This window comes from Pseudoalteromonas sp. T1lg48, from assembly GCF_002964785.1.
Taxonomy (GTDB): domain Bacteria; phylum Pseudomonadota; class Gammaproteobacteria; order Enterobacterales; family Alteromonadaceae; genus Pseudoalteromonas.
The window spans coordinates 130,996-148,045 of sequence record NZ_PQCC01000004.1 but is presented as its reverse complement, the minus strand read 5'-3'; the positions used below and the strand labels follow the sequence as shown (position 1 = coordinate 148,045).

18 protein-coding genes are annotated in these 17,050 nt (G+C 41.2%); 7 read left to right on the top strand and 11 right to left on the bottom strand.

Going from position 1 to position 17,050, the window contains the following annotated elements; all coding sequences use genetic code 11:
• Positions 1 to 70: 70 nt before the first annotated feature.
• The gene (locus C2M29_RS06075) at positions 71 to 364 is read right to left on the bottom strand and encodes a hypothetical protein (protein WP_105188907.1); all 294 of its coding nucleotides are present in this window, start codon (positions 362 to 364) and stop codon (positions 71 to 73) included.
• Positions 365 to 1,164: 800 nt separating this feature from the next.
• Complete coding sequence (locus C2M29_RS06070) at positions 1,165 to 3,324, bottom strand: winged helix-turn-helix domain-containing protein (RefSeq protein WP_105188906.1); 2,160 nt, start codon at positions 3,322 to 3,324, stop codon at positions 1,165 to 1,167.
• 215 nt (positions 3,325 to 3,539) lie between these two features.
• On the opposite strand from C2M29_RS06070, the gene C2M29_RS06065 reads away from it, so the two are divergent.
• Complete coding sequence (locus tag C2M29_RS06065; protein WP_105188905.1) at positions 3,540 to 4,706, top strand: alpha/beta hydrolase-fold protein; 1,167 nt, start codon at positions 3,540 to 3,542, stop codon at positions 4,704 to 4,706.
• 599 nt (positions 4,707 to 5,305) lie between these two features.
• Entirely contained in the window at positions 5,306 to 5,947 is a 642-nt protein-coding gene (locus C2M29_RS06060) for a hypothetical protein (protein WP_158684651.1), read from the top strand.
• Between the two features lie 22 nt (positions 5,948 to 5,969).
• Here C2M29_RS06060 and C2M29_RS06055 read toward each other — a convergent pair whose 3' ends face one another.
• Positions 5,970 to 6,392 carry a hypothetical protein gene (locus C2M29_RS06055; RefSeq protein WP_105188903.1) on the bottom strand — a complete coding sequence of 141 codons (423 nt, stop codon included), beginning with the start codon at positions 6,390 to 6,392 and terminating at the stop codon, positions 5,970 to 5,972.
• Positions 6,393 to 6,886: 494 nt separating this feature from the next.
• On the opposite strand from C2M29_RS06055, the gene C2M29_RS06050 reads away from it, so the two are divergent.
• Positions 6,887 to 7,072 (top strand): hypothetical protein, encoded by a 186-nt coding sequence (locus C2M29_RS06050; RefSeq protein ID WP_105188902.1) that lies wholly within the window; start codon positions 6,887 to 6,889, stop codon positions 7,070 to 7,072.
• Between the two features lies 1 nt (position 7,073).
• On the top strand, positions 7,074 to 7,307 hold the full coding sequence (locus tag C2M29_RS06045) for a hypothetical protein (protein WP_105188901.1): 234 nt from the start codon (positions 7,074 to 7,076) through the stop codon (positions 7,305 to 7,307).
• A 465-nt stretch (positions 7,308 to 7,772) separates the two neighbouring features.
• Here C2M29_RS06045 and C2M29_RS06040 read toward each other — a convergent pair whose 3' ends face one another.
• The 7 genes from C2M29_RS06040 to C2M29_RS05995 all read right to left on the bottom strand — a co-directional run bounded on the left by C2M29_RS06040 (position 7,773) and on the right by C2M29_RS05995 (position 14,000).
• Positions 7,773 to 9,020, bottom strand: a complete 1,248-nt coding sequence (locus tag C2M29_RS06040; RefSeq protein ID WP_105188900.1) for a zonular occludens toxin domain-containing protein — start codon at positions 9,018 to 9,020, stop codon at positions 7,773 to 7,775.
• A 326-nt stretch (positions 9,021 to 9,346) separates the two neighbouring features.
• A complete protein-coding gene (locus C2M29_RS06030; RefSeq protein WP_105188898.1) occupies positions 9,347 to 10,741 on the bottom strand; it encodes a hypothetical protein in 1,395 nt (464 codons plus the stop codon).
• Between the two features lie 52 nt (positions 10,742 to 10,793).
• Complete coding sequence (locus tag C2M29_RS06025; protein WP_105188897.1) at positions 10,794 to 11,075, bottom strand: hypothetical protein; 282 nt, start codon at positions 11,073 to 11,075, stop codon at positions 10,794 to 10,796.
• Positions 11,076 to 11,464: 389 nt separating this feature from the next.
• Positions 11,465 to 11,698: a hypothetical protein gene (locus C2M29_RS06020; RefSeq protein ID WP_105188896.1), complete on the bottom strand. Its 234-nt coding sequence runs from the start codon at positions 11,696 to 11,698 to the stop codon at positions 11,465 to 11,467.
• 216 nt (positions 11,699 to 11,914) lie between these two features.
• Positions 11,915 to 12,259 (bottom strand): DNA-binding protein, encoded by a 345-nt coding sequence (locus C2M29_RS06010; RefSeq protein ID WP_105188894.1) that lies wholly within the window; start codon positions 12,257 to 12,259, stop codon positions 11,915 to 11,917.
• 16 nt (positions 12,260 to 12,275) lie between these two features.
• Entirely contained in the window at positions 12,276 to 13,412 is a 1,137-nt protein-coding gene (locus C2M29_RS06005; RefSeq protein WP_105188893.1) for a phage/plasmid replication protein, II/X family, read from the bottom strand.
• Positions 13,413 to 13,598: 186 nt separating this feature from the next.
• Entirely contained in the window at positions 13,599 to 14,000 is a 402-nt protein-coding gene (locus C2M29_RS05995; protein WP_105188891.1) for a hypothetical protein, read from the bottom strand.
• 138 nt (positions 14,001 to 14,138) lie between these two features.
• Here C2M29_RS05995 and C2M29_RS05990 point away from each other — a divergent pair, with 138 nt between their 5' ends.
• A complete protein-coding gene (locus C2M29_RS05990; protein WP_105188890.1) occupies positions 14,139 to 14,501 on the top strand; it encodes a hypothetical protein in 363 nt (120 codons plus the stop codon).
• A gap of 164 nt (positions 14,502 to 14,665) precedes the next feature.
• Here the strand turns inward: C2M29_RS05990 and C2M29_RS05985 are convergent, their stop codons facing one another.
• Positions 14,666 to 15,241, bottom strand: coding sequence for a YSC84-related protein (locus C2M29_RS05985; protein ID WP_105188889.1), 576 nt, complete (start codon positions 15,239 to 15,241; stop codon positions 14,666 to 14,668).
• 86 nt (positions 15,242 to 15,327) lie between these two features.
• Between C2M29_RS05985 and C2M29_RS05980 the strand changes: the two genes are divergently transcribed.
• Positions 15,328 to 16,539, top strand: a complete 1,212-nt coding sequence (locus C2M29_RS05980) for a tyrosine-type recombinase/integrase (RefSeq protein ID WP_105189316.1) — start codon at positions 15,328 to 15,330, stop codon at positions 16,537 to 16,539.
• 31 nt (positions 16,540 to 16,570) lie between these two features.
• Positions 16,571 to 17,044: a cation:proton antiporter domain-containing protein gene (locus C2M29_RS16800; RefSeq protein WP_267894148.1), complete on the top strand. Its 474-nt coding sequence runs from the start codon at positions 16,571 to 16,573 to the stop codon at positions 17,042 to 17,044.
• Positions 17,045 to 17,050: the final 6 nt, after the last annotated feature.

Here is a 17,050-nt window from a genome sequence, read left to right as displayed (position 1 = left end):
ATGATTCGGTCGTATGTGAGCAGTTAAAAGGCTTAATCTACCGCATTAACAGCAGATCAATACAACCTAGCTAGTCCATACAAGCGTCGATGGAAAGACCGAGTTCATCGGCGACGAATTGGCCCAAGGCTTCCATGGTGTCATCATCGATAATTCCGGCTTCATAGAGTAGCCGCGCCAAATTACGCAAACCCATTCTGGGTGTGGGTTGCTCACTGCTATGCTCACCCATAGCCCCGGTTTGTGCAAAGACCTTGGTTGCCTGTCCCCAGCACGCCTGTTGCGGGTTTTTTGCCTCCGCAGCGACAGCAAACGACGACGCTAAAAGTACTGCTGATACCATGGTGTAAGAAATTATCTTCATTGAATTGATCCTTATGATGGGGGAAGTATCTGTACGTACTGCGCGTGTACGAATAAAAGAATAGACCATCAGAGGAAGTCTGTTTAACCTGTAGAGTAGGCCGGGTGCTTGTGAGGTAAGTGTTTTTCGATTACTTTATGATTTAGTCAGATTTTTATTTAATAGCGCGTCTATATGGCCTTTTCTGCTCTGAAGGTTTGCTTGGCTTAGCTTCACAAATAAGCATATTAAATGCTTTAGGCGGTTTTTATAAATGAAGACATTTTATTATATTTTTTTGCCATATTAGTCGCGACGGTTCTTTCTCACGCTTACCTTTCGAGTGAATATGCTAGAAGTCAAGATATTGAAGAATATGAAGTAATTACTGGCACCCTCCATAAAAAAGGTGAAAAAGACACAACAAAGCACGATAGGGCGTTCTACGTGAAAATCCGCAACGCAAATGGTGACTATACCTTGGTCCTTCCAAAGTCGCGTGCAGATTGTGATTTCCTTAGGAAAGTTCGTTTTTCAGAAAATGCAGAAGCCCGCGTCCTTCGCACATTTAAAGGAATACATTTAATTGAGCTTAAGATAGATGGACGTTATGTGCTAAGGCAATCAAGCAATTAGCATTATTTTAAAGTTGCTTGAAATGCCGGCAACGTATTTTACTCTTTTTCCTGCTCTATCAATTTGTTGCGTACCAAAGTAACTTATTGATTATATACTTTGACTTGTTTCCGATTTTTAAGGTGAGGGTAGAAGGATCGTACTTGGGACTTCGCAGTAGTCTGGTTGGAGTGAAAAGCGGTCACTCAATACATAGTTCGGTGGACATCACCTTCTAAGATATCAGAATCGCTAACTATAATACGTCCTTTACTTACGTCATAACTTGAAAAGTTACTCAATGGTAATTTCCAGCTCTCAGATTTTCTATTAATTGGCACGACATAAAGGTATTCAGTATCGTTTTCAGCATTAACGTAATACAAGTTATTTGAATCGACCTTTACATGATAAAAATCAGTTGGTAAGGATATTTGTGTATTAATAAAACTTAATTTTTCCGTAGAAGTTTTGTCACCAAGAGATGAATAGCTTGCTTGGTACAAGACGTTACTGTGTTGTTCAATAAAATAAACAAGTTCAGGCTGTTCGCTATCTTTCAACCCATAAGCCCACGTTCCATCAAATTTAACCTTTTTATTGTTAGAAAGCTGGACTACTACCAATTCAGGGGTTCCATTAATAACGTGTGTAATAGCCGCACTCTGGCTTGTAAGCCAATCCAAAGAAATGATTGGATTTTTACTTTCATAGATCAAAAGTTCTTCTTTAAATGCAGTCAAAGGTTTATTCGGGTCTAGTTCACTTATGGGAACTAGATAAACTTTGTTATCAACATTTAATAAAACATTTTTATCTTCCTCTGAAATTGAAACGTATTTAAGCCAATGAGAGTTGGGTAAATTGGTGACTACTTTGGCCTGATTATATTGGTTGTTTACTAAATACAATTGCATGCGGCCACTTCGTTTTGAAACGAATAAATACTTATCGCTTTTGTGAAATAGCGCAGGATAAACATCAAACACTGATGAATTATCAATAGTCTCATTGTTGTTCAAAGGCATTAGCCAGCGATTGTTGTAGTTTTTGTTCTCTGTACTAAATAGTATGTTTTTACCATCCGCTATCCTTGACAGCTTTGGCAATATCTCTTCAGATATATTGATAACTTCAGTAGAGGTTTCGCCATTTATGTCACTTCTAATGATTCGCTGGGCAGGTGGAGGGGCAAAGTAATACACTTGCTCTGAGTCATGATGCCATATTGCTTCATACACAGGCTTTTCAAACTTCATACCCTTTGTAATTTTGTTATCTGACAGATTAAGAGAGAGTAATTGAGTCTTGTAATCACTATCTGTGCTCATTATTAAAAGTTTTTTTCCATTTGGGGATATATCGAGATTATGATGCCCCCAACCCTTCGGTTGCGATTGAGTAACAATCTTATGTTCACCAGTTTCAACATCAAAAGCATAAATTTGATTCGGCCAATGATTTTTAGGTTGAGCAGCATAATAAAATGCATTTTGTCCATCATGATAATCTATATCTTTGACTCTCTTATCACTGCAATCAAATAACTTTTTTTGTGCTGTACTTATCTGATTTAGCTCTTCTGGCGCTGACAAGAATTCTTGATAAAGCCCGCACTTATTTGTCGCCATGTCAAGATAAAACATGATAGTTTGATTCGCATTTAGGTCTTCAACAAGCGAAATAATTTTACTGATACTGCCTTTTACTTTTGCTTTTTTAGTAACGGAGGTGTTAATGTTTTTTATCCAAAGTTCACGACTTTCATGGTCATCATTTTCTTTCAAATAATATAAGTGTTTATTGTTTGGGTGCATTATAGGAGAAAGCTCAGCACCCTCGTCACGTGTCAATGCTACCGAGTAACTAATATTTGAAGAGTTGTTATTACTAGATTTGAATATCATTAAAGCGCTTAAAACAATGACCAAAATAACAATGAAATAAATCATTATATAAGCTTTTAATTTTTCACCCCAAAAACTAACTGGGGCTATTTCAGAGGGGGGGTCGTTAATTAAGTTTGAATCAGTTGGATTTGAAGCTTTGCTCCCTAGTGCTTCAACGCTACAAACTAGGCGGTATCCTTTCTTGGGGACAGTTTGAATGTAATTAGGCTTTTTGGCATCATCACCCAGTAACTTTCGAAGGTTACCTATTAATTTATTGATTGCATTGTCGGTAACAACAGAACCCGCCCACAATTCTTCAAGTATATCTTGCCTTGAGATAACAGCATTTGGACGCTCAATGAATAGCAGAAGTAACTCAAATAATTTAGGCTCTATAAGTATTTCAGAGTTATCGCTCGCATTCAGCAAACATGAATGTTCTGAATCGAGTATATAATCGCCAAATTTAATCATAACCTACAGTAACAAAGCCCAAATTAATTAATCCTCATTCAAACGATATCACACCGAAAGTTTTATTGGAAAATGAATTAGCCCTAAGCCTCTAATATACCTAATAATTTTTGGAATTCACCTTTTCATCACTTTTTTTCCCCACAACTTCATTACTTTTCTAAAGTTTAACGTCACATTAACTCTCTAATTTTAATAGAGTAATGGAAGTTTTTATGTTTAAAAAAATAGTAATTTTGCTTTTAGCATTTTTCCTTAGTTCTGAGGAAGTAAACGCCAATGTACGAGGCACTTCAATAACTGATAGCTTGTATTCAACCGTTTTGTCAGAGCAAAGAGACTTGTTGGTACACTTACCTAATAACTATAAAGAAAATAAAACACTTAATTATCCTGTTCTATATTTATTAGACGGACAAAGAAACTTTGCTCATACCATAGGTACTTTAGATTTACTGAATCAATCTAGCTTGGCGCAAGAGATGATTATCATCGCCATAAAGAATACACATCGTACAAGGGACTTTACTCCTACCTATGATCAAAGCTACAACGAATGGGGTATCTCAGGTGGTGCAGATGACTTTCTCGATTTTATTGAGAAGGAGCTTATTCCATACGTTAATAAAAAGTACCGTGCAAACAATTTCAAAATAGTATCAGGTCATTCTTTAGGAGGCTTGCTTTCTATCTATGCATTGCAATCGAGGCCAGAGCTATTTCAAGCGCATTTTGCATTTAGCCCTAGTCTATGGTGGCATAAACAGGTCATATTCAAAGAGGCAGAAAGCTTTTTAAATAATTCAAGTAAGTTAAATACGTATTTGTATGTAAATATGGGGAGTGAAGGTGGTCATATGTTAAGTTCATATGAGCGATATACAAAACTACTTAATTCTCATAACCGAAAAGGGTTCAAATTTAATTCAGATTTAGATACCTCTGAAACACACAACACAACAGCGCTTGCTGGACATTCATTAGCTTTCCAAAAGCTATATGCTTCTTTGCGTCCGGGTCATGAGACTATTGCCAAAGGCATTCCGGCAATCAAAGAGTTCTACAAAAAACAATCAGAAATCTACGGCTATGAAATAAAGCCAAGTTACGGGTCTATTAACAGAGTTGCTTATAACGCCCTTGAGGAAAAAGATTTTGCTACGGCAATCTCTATTTTTAAGGAGAATGCTAAGAATTACCCCTATAAAGCTGACGCTTATGATAGTTTGGCTGATGGATATGAGGCTAATGGAGAGCTAGAGAAAGCACTAGAAATGAGAAACTTAGTCATTAAAAAAAGTATTATTGAAAACATTGAAAACAACGCCTACAAAACTCGTCTAATTAATTTAAACAAATTGATTAAGGCTAACAACCCATAGCAAAAACCTTTTTATCCTTATGCGGACATGCCCAAAGTCCGCTTTTGGCATTGAGATGACTATCATGCAAACCATCAATTACCGTATCAGTATGAGACATCCATCGGAAATCAAAGTTATGGCGTTAATTTAAGGGGGGAAGGTCAGAACTAGTAGGGCAAACCTTATTTATGGCATTGCAGATAATAAAACAGTTATTCGTTGGTTTTATGAAGACATGCAGGTTGTTAAAAGAAGGGTAACGAACCTCCTGGGGAAAAGCGATGTGCTGTAATGAATGTTTGGTTGGGAGAAATGCATCCTTAATTCTGTGAGATAAAAGATAATTAGGAAGGATGAATTTCCCTTCATTTGGGTTTAGATAGAGGTAAGGCTAATTCTAAAAAGGAGAATCTCATTAAGCCCAAAAGTCTCAACCTGAGTGACCATGAGCACAACCAGCAGAAGCTTCAGTTTAATCAAAATATCCTATAAATTAGATTAGGTTTGTAACGGGGTTTTCGATGTGAAAGCCCCGTTTTTGTATGTACTTTTGTCTCAAAAAAAGGTTAATTATTAGTACATACCGAAATCATAAAATATTTCAAGATAACTTTATTATGAAGAATAAAATTATAAAAACGCAACATAATCTCTCATGGAAGAAGTCATTGAAGTTTTGCTCTGAGCAGTTCTTAATTTTTCCTGTGGTTGCTCACACAGATATGCTATCTGATCATGCAATAGAACATAATGACGAGGTGTTTGGAGATCTATATTCAGAACTTTTACAGGAAATTGGTGTAACAAAAACTCTTACAAAGCGTGAAAAGTTAGTGCTAGCAGTACAATGCGTTGTTTATCTAGATAAGTTAGGGTTCGTAAAGGGAGTCTATAAGAATAAAGGGGAGATTCTAGAGGATGTAGATGCTATAAAAATAGAAAGATTTGTTGGATACGAGTTAACAAAAGATGGGGTTGAAGCAATATTTAAGTTGAATCAACACGAAGAAACTTTAGATATACAGAAAATAATGAAAGCAAACAGCAGCAAGGCTTTATGCTTATCAGGAGCCGCTTTAGTGACAGCAATAACAATAGCCGGAACTAATATTTATCAGGTTTATGAAAGAGAAAATAGGATAAAACAAAATTGTTTTGAAAAAGTTGATGTAAACGCGGTTATAAAATCCATTCCTAATAAAAGCATTCAAAAATACGTATTCAATAGTTTAGAAAAAAAATGCTACGAAAAAAAATAGGCCTGAGATAGGCCTGGAAGATCTAATCATCTGTACCTGTTCGTCTTGCAATATCACCAACAAGTTTTACTAATTGTTCATTTAGAGATTGCATAAACTCGCGTTGGGTGTCGGTTTCTCTTTTCAAGTTGTCATACATGCGCTTGTGCTCAGTAGCAGACCATTTATAGCGGGGGTAAAAACAAAGCTGGCCTGCACTGATGGTGTACCAAGGGGTAACAAGCTCATGGGTTTGTGGGTCAATATAGCAATCTTTCCAACCACCAGTGTCGGGGAGGTAACCACGAGCCTTGATATTGAGTAGAATTTTGATGGGCTTTGGGGCATTGCCCTTTTTGAGATATTTATGAATGGTTACCTCGTGAACGCCAAGCTCTTTTGATGCTTTACGAGCTTGGTAGCCATACACCTTCCTAAAATTTTGCACAAATTGATGATCAAACATGTTTTTTCACTCCTTAAAAACATTTAATGTTGTTATCGGGGTGAAAGTCAAAAGAAAGTAAAATAGTCATTAAAAACAATGCGTTATAATTTGTTAGTGTTCACTAACGCTCAAATGTGACCGGGTATCAAAATTAAAAACGTGTCAAATTAGACATAAGTGTATGATTTAAATGTGAAAGTAAAGGTTTTCAAGGTGAGTGCGGTGTCTCAAAATGAGACAAAAGTGCAGTATTACTAAACCTTTTTGCCCTGTCGGGTAAGTCTAAGTCCGTGCACAGGGCTTTGTCATCCACTCCTAGAAAATCAATAAAAATAGCGGAACCCCCTACGGGCTTCCCCCGCGATTTTTTTTGACTGTCTATCCGTTCCTGACTTGGTGTTGGCATCACCAATATGCGGGCAACCCTCGCTAAAGCGAGGCCCACATATCGTTGATTTTTAAAAGCCCTTAGGGCGTCACCAGTGACAACAGTCAGAAATGGAGATTAAGAAATGAGCAGAAACAGTGAATACGAAGCAAGAAAACGCAATATGGGTTTTAAGAAAATTACAGTTTGGGTGCCAGTTGAAGCAGAGGATGATTTTAAACTTATGGCACAGTTTACATGCGAACACCCAGACCATACTCCAATGATGGTTAGGAACATTAAAACAGGCCGCATGGCTAAGGCGGTATGAGATGCTAATTAAGATTACCGATTTAGATGAGCGGATTGTAGAGCAGCTTAAACAGATGACTGGAGAAAAGACGGCTTCTAAGGCAGTAGCTAAAGCAGCAATGAAGATGCCCCAACTAAAGGAGCAGCTGGATAACTACAAGAACGCAAATGAAGTTCTTAGTAATCAACTCACCAGGAGAAAGGAAAAGATTAACCGAATCAAAGAAGCGGTTAAGGTGCTTAGTGAAATTTAGTACCAAAAAAAGCCCAGGTAATCCTGGGCCAGGTCAATTTGTGGTACCAAAATTTTAATCGAGCAGCTGAAGCCAGGTTAATTTTTGGTACTATTTTTTTGCAAGATTAGACTTTGATTTTGAAAGTTCATAATCAGAAAAACGAAATACATTTCTAATTCGCTGTTGGATCTGTTCGCTGGGGTAACTGGTGAATACAAGTCTTAGGCGTGAACCGTCCCTAACTAAATGAAACTCTATTTTACAACGCCTGGGTAGGCCCTTCCTAAATGCAGTGGAGGTAAAGAACTGGGACAGCTCATTACGGTGAAGATCTGAAATTAAACCTGAAAATTTAAGAGTTGGTTTAGGGTAAGAAACGTAAGAGACACTAAGTATTGAGGTTAGACGGTAATAAAGTGATTTCATATGCTTTCCCTAAAAGCCGCCGCTAGCTATCGGCCAACAGCTGAGCTGTTTGGCTCGCTAGCTATCAGCGTCTTGCGGTGCGGCTGTCCTATCGTATGTAAAAGATGGTACACGATATGGATTGCATGTGACATTGATTTTAGTGTTATCAAATGGGTCGATTAACTGAGCAGAGCAGGCTTTGATTTGATTAATAGCAAAGCCGGCATCGTTAGGATGGAAAGGTTTGCCATTCTTTTCAAAGCAATAATCAAAAACCCCTGTATTGATATTTTGAACGCTGCAAGTGATATAGATTTCAGGTTCAACGCTTGTGGCCGCTTGGGTGGAGTTCGGCACAAGGGCAGAAGCAACAGTGTTTAACGTGCTGGTTTGGGTTGTTGCTGTAGCTACTTGCTCAGCGGCTTCTGGGTCGTCAGAACCAAGGCCAAAATAGAGAAATACAGCAGAAATAGCACCTACAACATAGTGCCAAGGCTGGATAATTTTCTCTTTAGGCTGTTCGCGTTGAGGGAGTTGTTCTGTAGTTTCGGACACGGGCTTATCTCCTGTAGCATGATACCAAGGATAGAGGTAAGAATCAGGCAATACGCTGTAAATGGAGCGCATATCTACCAAGTCGCCTTTCTTGTTAACCACTAAATCAAGATTAAATTGCTGGCCTGTCTGGTAGCAGGAGTGAAGCTCATTAAGCCTGAAATATTCAACCCCATCGGATTTACGTTTGAGTTGTTGACCATCATAAAAACGGCAAACATGAAATTTAGGGATACCCTTGCCAAGGGTAAATAGCTTGGCTAGCAGCTGTATTATGGTGTTAGCCATACCGCGACCAAAGATAGCAGTAGAAGCCCTACAGGAATAAATTTCAGTAATAAGAGCTTGGCGAAGTTGCTTGTCTACGGCTTCAACGTCTTGCCCTATAAAAACCAAGTGCCAACCAAATTTTCGAGATTGAACGAACCAATCGACACAAGCCTGACGGTCTTTATCTTTCCAACCACGAGAGTTAAACGAGACAAGCATTTCATCAACGACAACTAGACCGAACTTGGATTCGTCATAGGTTTCAGGCTTATCAGGGTCAAGCTCAGGATAGGCCTTGCCAAGCGCTAAAAAATCCTCAGAACGTGGCCTATCTGGTAAACGTATAACTGGCGTTTTACCACCTGGCACCAATTTATCAAGATTAAGATTTAGGTTAGTGGCAACAGCGCGACCATTACGTAAACGACCACGAATCATGCGAACTGCGTATTTAGATTTACCACCACCTCGGCGGCCTTCAATGAACCAACAGCTCATGACTTGACCTTAATGTTAAGTAGCTTGTGCTTGTAGAGGTATGCCCACCTAAGCGCGTGAGAGGTAGCAATAGCGCCTATACAAGTTGATGCAAAGCTGGGAACCAAAGAAAAGCCAGCCTGTATAAAGCCTTGGGCTGGGGCAGATACCATAAGCGAAGTTAAAAGGCCGTTTATAGCAAGCGTAAAAGCGACGACGATAGCGGAATATACAGCGATATACACGGCGCTAAAGGCGAGCTTTTGGCCGAGCAAAGTTGTAATGAGACTGACAAAGCCAGTAATGGCAGAGCCAATCCAAGCAGCAATAGCACCCATAAAGCCCCCTTATGATGATGCAGTCATTAGTATGGTTTTATCCCACAAGTGGAATATGTATAGCGCGGTGATGATGCCCAAGAACCAGCTAACAAGCGTTCGACCCCAAGAGTCATAGGCGGGGCAATGCTTGTCATAGATGAGCGTGATAGTACCGTTCGATAAATTGGAGACATCGGTGTAGCCGATACAGGAGCCAGTACCAATTTGCCAAAGAGAGCTAATATCAAAAATTTCGGTAGGTACGTCTGTAGTTTCAACGGCCTGAACTGATGATGTGAAATCATCTTGGTGTTGAGTCCAATCCTGTTGGATTTCAGGTAAGCCGTTAGCCAGCTCGTTGTGCCATTTCTGGTTAGATTGTTCGTATTGTTGCTGGGTCAAACCCTCGAAAGGAGGAAATTCAACGTTAACGTTGATTTCAGGAGCAGGTTCAGGATTGGGGTCGGGCATAGGTTCAGCAACTGGATCTACAACGGTATCGGCATAAGGGTCATAGAAAGGTTGGTCATTAAATGCAGAATTGAGCGCAGCTTGCACTTGGGGAAGCATAGCAGGGTCAATATAGTGAGCAGCATTAGGGTCAGTTGTTTGATGTAAACCAGAAGCAAGAGAAGACAGAGCGCTTGAAAGAGCAGGAGAAAGTTCAGGCATAGGGCTGACTGATTCATAAAAGTCAGGATAAGCCTCGGTGGTACCAGGCTGAAGAAAAGCTTCAGGAGTAAGCACATCAGGACCAGAAGTAATACCCATGCGAGCAAGGTACAAATCAGCAGCGGCGAGGGTGTCAAAAACTTCTGTCTGCGTTTCTATTTCTTCAAACATCTGAATATTGAAAGTTAGGGAATTAGACAGAGTAATTACATCGTTATAAACGTTATAAGCCTCGATTGTGTAGTCATAATAAACAGTTTTTGGTGCGCTAGGGTTAGAATCAAAATTAGTGATATTTAATTGGTTGTTACCAGTCAGGGTGTAATTTTTAGCCATTTGGTTAACCCAATAATCCAATAAATAATCATGCACCTGGGTCTGAGTGCAGGGATAGAAAACAGTATCGGAGGGCGGCAGTAAGCTGCACCTTAATTGAGTATTAGCGTTTGAAGTTTGCTTTTTCCAAATGCCATCAGTATCCAGAAAGTAACCAGCGGCAAGCATGACAGCCAACCAGTACGGGTTACGACCAAGAACAGACTTTAAAACAGTCCGACCAACTGAAGCGCCAGAAGTACGCAAAGTAGCGATACCAAATTTTGGGTCGTTGGCTGCAAAACTACGATACTGAATAGCTTGCTTAGGGACTGGAGTTACACGAGGGTTACCAAGTGGGGTAATTATCTCGGCAGGGTTGGCAAATGAACCAAAAGAAAGGACTAAAAGAATAGTTAAAATAAAGGTTTTCATAGAATCACCTTAAAAAGGAGGCCGAAGCCTCCTACAGGAGAGGTTGGGAGGGTTAGCCGTTGGCACCTTTGTTGATGAAGCGGCTAAGTAGTGACATACCTACAGAGGTTGCAAGTACGGTTCCCAGTACCGTCATACCAGAACCGGCAGCGGTTGCTACGTCGGCCAGTACTTCGGTTTCAACAGCTGTTACCTTGACGGGGTCTAGGGCAGCGTGGGCGGCAGAGGTGGCTAACGCCATACCAGTAACTAAAACCGAAGTAATCGCAGTTTTTGCTTTGATTGCTTTAGTTTTAGCGAAAGTTGTCATCGCGACAGCTTGTGGCTTTTTCATAGTGATATACCTATGTTGGTGGTTGATTATGTGCGGGTTGCACGTTCTATAAATTGCCGGACCGCTAGGTGTACACGACCAGTGCAGTACCCAACGAACCAGCAAAATACGAGTGAGCCAATTACCTGAGCAAGAAAGCTATCTATCATCGTTGCGACCCCGCCTGATAGCCAAGAAAGGCCGCTATACAACAAGCGATTGCAACAATGATATAAACGAGAGTTTCAAACTCGGTAGTTGACATGATTACTGCGCCTTATCAGCTTTTTGCTTGGCGTTCTTGGTAGCCATGATATAACCAGCTACGAAACCAGCAGCACAAGATAGGGCGGCGATTAGTTCAATACTCATAAGTAGTTCCTCAATTATCGGGGTTATGGGGTACAGCATTAGTCTTTGGTGTCGTCGAAGCGCTCGGGGTGTGTAATGCGTTTACGAGCGCGAGCTTTTTCGATAAAGCGCTTAAAGGTGGCTGATTTTTCCAGCTTGCCAAGCAGGAAATAAGTTGAACCTAAAAGCAAATCGTAAACAGCTAGACCAACGAAGGTGCCGCCCATGACGACAATGAATAGCGTATCCGTTAACATTTTGATTTGCTCGGCGGTGATGATTACAGATTCCATATCAACTCCCCTTGTATACCTTGTTGGAATCGAAAAAGAGCATAACGGCGAATATGGTAAGAGCTGCGAAAGCAAAGCTAAAAAGCCCAAATGCACCGGACGATATATAAAAGAACTCTTTTAAGTACTCGTTTTCTAAGGCGCTAGCTAGGTAGGAAGAGCCGAAGGAAAAAAGGTAAAAAAGAGCTGCTACGGCAAGGAAAATAGCCCACATAACTAGCTAGCCTTCTGGTGAATAACAATATCCTTAGCTTCACTGGTGCCAAGGTAGGTGTTGGAATAAACCTTTTCTTTCCAAGAGCGGTGGCGCTGGAAGATAGGAACTGTAATCGTCTTACCTTGCGACTCAGCCAAAATGCCAGGTAGACCAGCGTCCTGTGCTTTTTTACCGATTTGGATATCGAAAATAGTTTCTTCACCCTCAAAGCCGTTTGCCTTAGGGATAGCGATACCGACAAAAATCTCGTTGTATTGTTCGCCTGTTTGCTTGTTGGTCTTAAGGTTCTGCTTAACACCTTTACAGATGCCAGTGAAGTTAGTGCCGAAACGTAGTTGGTTCATGGTTGTGACTCCCGTCTTAGTTAATTAAATATTGTTGGATTTCAGCGGTGCAGGCCGGACGAGCTTCTAAGACTCTGACCAGTGGGACGACTTGCGCCTTATGTTCTTCTGCGTTCGCTGGAGGTAAGCTGATATCGATACCGAACTCGGCCAATTCCTTTCTATGGCGGTAAAACGTTGGGCGCGAAATTATGTCTCGTACATTGTGGCCGGTGCGCCATAACTCATATGTGCCACGTACCTTGTTCGGTAGCTCTAGGGACTTTCGTCCAGTAATAGGGACTTGTGCATTCATATCGATTCTCGCTATGTAGCGGTTAAAAAGTGACTCGGGTGTCAAAATAAATTGGTTTCCATCGTCATCAGTGACGGGGGCATTAAAGAAGGATGCTTTGAACTCCTCTGCATCGAAAAACGCTAAGGCAAGTTTCCGGAGTTCCGCTTTCATGAGACGGAGTTCAAAGCGAAGTTTGGCGCGGCAAAAGTCCAATAGCGGACTATTTAATAGTTCAACTGGCAAACCGTGACCTTTGCCACCGCGCATCAATTCGTTGTATTTACTGTAGAGCTTTATAGCCCAACGGCGGGAGTGCTTACCCCAATATACTGTACCTTTGTCATTTAAAGCGCGGCCGTGGCGGGTGCGTGTTTTCTCCGAGCAAGCATCGATATACGCTTCTGCATCAGTCTGGTTTTCTAACTGATACATATAGTTAATATCTATTTTCTTTATTATAAAATTGCCGGATTTAATGCTGCGCTCTGTGAACTCATTAAGCACAATAACCTGACCATGAGCAAAGCGAATAGGGGTATATTCCCCATCTTCAAATTGGGTGTCGTATAGCTCGAACTGCTGGAAAATAGCGTTAACAGTTAAAAAGGCTAACAAGCAGACATCATCTGTGCCTGCTATGTTATGGCCTTGGAGGAACTTGGTTGGGTTCCCATCTATGAATAGAGTGTGCCCGAAGTTATGGCACTCGGTAATGTCATTGCTGCAAATCTGAATAGCTGACTCGTACGAACCACGACACGTATTGCGCTTGTGAGTGTGCCATTCTTCTTCACCAAAACGGTCAACACTAATAATGTGACCATTATTTATAAAGCGGTGACGAATTGGGAATACTGCGGTTAGCCAATCAATCACTTTTTGAGTCCTCTAAATAAGAATTATAAGAATCCTCAAGAACTACAAAAAAGATTATTCCGCAGGCACTACCGAAAAGAGTAAAAAAGACAGACAAAATTTCTTTATCTAAATCATGAAAGTATTGAGCTATGAAAGCGCTAAAAAAGCACAAAACGATAATTATTAAAGGGCGAATGTAATAATTCATAAAGCGCCCCCTGCATACTCAATGTTTGAGCAATGACGGGAATCACAAGCAGGGGGCTTAAGGCTGGCGTTTCTACGATTTAACCATTCTTGACCAAAGAACTCCAGTGCGCCGATAAGCGAGTGATAACCCGACATGTCGATAAAGCTAGGGTGTTGGTTTGTGAATTTTTCTAAGTCTGCATCCAACTGGATGATAGCGCTGTGCAATTCAGCATCGGCAATGTTAGGCAAGAAAAGCACACGTAACTTTTCAATAGTGGCGCGTTCTTTTTTGATAGAAAGCGCCAACATCTGATAGGCATTAGTGCCAATGGTATGACGGCGCAATATCCCTGCGTTAACCCAAATGTTAGTAAAGCTGTTTTGTGACTGCTTTAAAATATCTTGAACTGTCATAAGTGACTCCTGTGATTCCCTAAACATCAAAAGTGATGTCTGTGATATTCTAGACATCAAAATAGATGACCGTCAAGATATGAATCATCAAAAATGTGGACTAAAATAGAATCACCAATAAATTCAAGGGCTAGAGCCATGAACTACAGCTACGAACTGATTGAGATTTACAAGAAGTCGAAGGGGTATTCTCAAGATAAACAAGCTGCTATGGACATACCGAAATTATCTAAAGGCGTGTTGGCAAACATCAAGGCAGGAACTAGACACCTGACGGCAGAGCAGGCTTTGTTCATTGCGAGTGAAGCCAATCTCAATGAGCAGGAAGTAATAATTAACCTTGGTATTGAGAAATCGAAATCAGAAGAAGAAAAAACGGTTTACGAGGCCATTGCAAAAAAGATTAAAGCTGTAGGCAATTCTGCGGCAATGTTGTTGCTTACAGCGGGGTTGGTATTAGGTGTAGCACAAAATGAGCCTGAGGGCTCTGTCTGTACTTAATAGCCCATAAATTAGATTATGTTAAATAACGTATGATTCTATAAAGTGCCGGTAAAGTATCGAATGAGAAGCGCTAAGGCGCTGTATAGAAAGGGATAAAACAAAAAAAAGTGGCCTATTTAATCAAAAATAGACCACTTTCCAACCATAAGTCTTTAGAAATGTTAGTTTAGCTCATTATCTACCCAGAATTTAGTCCCTTTTAACACGGCTTGCAAGGCTAATCCTGTTTCGGTGAGAGAATAAACGGTAACATCATCGGCGATCGCTTCGGCGGTGACCGCACCACCTTTTTCTTTGTGTTTGGCCGCAGCGTCGGCATTACCGCCAAACGCCCAACCGTGATCAATAAATCGGTTCAATGCTGCTTCGGTATGAAACACCATGACCACATTAAAATCCTTAACACCCAGGCCAAGGCCTAAGCCCGCCTCGCCCATATTCATATAGGTCCATTTACCGGTGCGGTTATTTTTTACCACACCATAGCCGCCGCCGAAACTGGCAAATAGAACATTGACGTTGGCATTATCGAATACCGCATAGCCGGCGCTGGTGGCAATTTGGTTTTGCACATCGGGTTTGCGCACATACAAAGTTTTCAATGTCTGGCTGCGCATGCTTTGTACCATCTCTCTTTTCGCTTGCGGACTGGCATTGCTGGAGGTGGCGCAACCATTTAAGGTAAGTACGGCAACCGTAAGTAGCATGATGTGCACAAATGAAGCTCTGATTTTCATAAAGTACTCCTTCTTTAATGTCCAATACTAGACAGTATCGGACTTTGTGATAAGCTAAGACTATAAATATTATGGTTATTTATCTTATGCTTACCCCTTTAGTTGATACGTTTAAGCAACTGCGTTATCAAATAGCCCATCTTGAAGATGGCACGCTGAACAGCGAATATCCCGAACTAGCTTTATTTATAGACCATCAAAGCTTAAACCTTGCTGAAATTTCGAAAGATTTATCATTTATTTACCAATATTTGTACGTCTATGGCCGTAAATCCGACGCCACCTTTACCCGCTTTCGCAACGAAATTGAGCGTTTTGCCCTTTGGTCCTGGTTAATTAAAGGCGCCTCGGTATTGGCGTTAAAACGCGAAGATATTGAGCATTATATCGATTTTGTTGTTGAGCCCAGCGCCGAATGGTGTTCGGACTCGGTGCAGTGGCGATTTAAACAACATCTTGGTCAGCGTATTGCCAATCCAAAGTGGCGCCCCTTTATGGCCAAAGAAACCAAGCCGAGCCAGCAAAGTTTGAATTCGACCTTCACGGCGCTCAATGTGTTTTATAAGTTCGCTATTTTAGAAGAACGTTCATTCACTAACTTTGTTCCCGTGGTTAAGAAAAACTGCCCTTATTTGGTCGTTCAATCTCAAATAAATCAACCAGATACGTTAAGTGATCTGCAATGGGAATATGTTTTACGGGTAACCGAAGAAAATTGCGAAGACGATCCGCAGCTCGAACGTAACCTATTTACTCTCGCCTGTTTGAAGGGTTTGTATTTACGTATTTCTGAATTGTCGGAGCGGCCCAACTGGTCGCCGGTCATGTCGCACTTTTGGCAAGACGCCGACGGCTTTTGGTTTCTACGGGTCATGGGTAAAGGCAATAAATTACGGGACGTGACCCTTAGCGAAAGTTTTATTGCCTATCTAAAACGCTACCGTTTATATCGCGGACTCAGTGCCCTGCCCCGGGTTGATGAACCTTATCCACTCGTTCATAAACTACGCGGTAAAGGCGGCATGACGGTGAGACAAATTCGTCGTTTAGTACAACAAAGTTTTGACTTGGCTACCGCCGCACTTCATCAAGACGGTTTTATCGAAGAGGCGGAAAAACTTACGGCGGCAACCGCGCACTGGTTGCGCCACACCGGTGCGACCCATGATGCGCAAACCCGGCCGCTAAAACATTTATCGGAAGACCTGGGCCATGCTAAATTAGCAACCACAGATCAAATTTATATTCAGACTAATATAAAAGAACGAGCCAAGTCGGGCGTTAAACGTAAGCTTTAAGCATGCTTTAAGCAGGCTGTGAGGATAGGCCATGGAATATTACATCGCAATCTTATTGGCGTTGGCATTTTTTATCTACTCCATTTCATTTCGCCAGTTGGCACGGGCCGAACTCACCGGCCCCATGTACTTTGTGCTGACCGGCATGGTGGTTGCGGCTCTGTTCTTAGCGGAATTTCAAATCAGCCAACCCTTGGAAAAATTGCTGCCTTTAGTCGAACTAACCTTGGCGGTGGTGTTATTTTCCGACGCGGCAAAAACCAGACTGGCGATTTTAAAGCGCGCCTATAAATATCCCGTGCTGCTTTTGTTTGTCGCCCTGCCACTCACTTTCTGTGCCACCGTACTAACCGGTCACCTGCTATTTCCAGAAATGGGGTTATTGGCCTTGGCGTTATTGGCTATTATCTTAACGCCCACCGATGCCGCCCTGAGTAAAGGGATCTTAGAAGCCAAGGCGGTGCCTTTAAACTTCGTGAAGCCATCAATGTTGAAAGTGGATTAAACGATG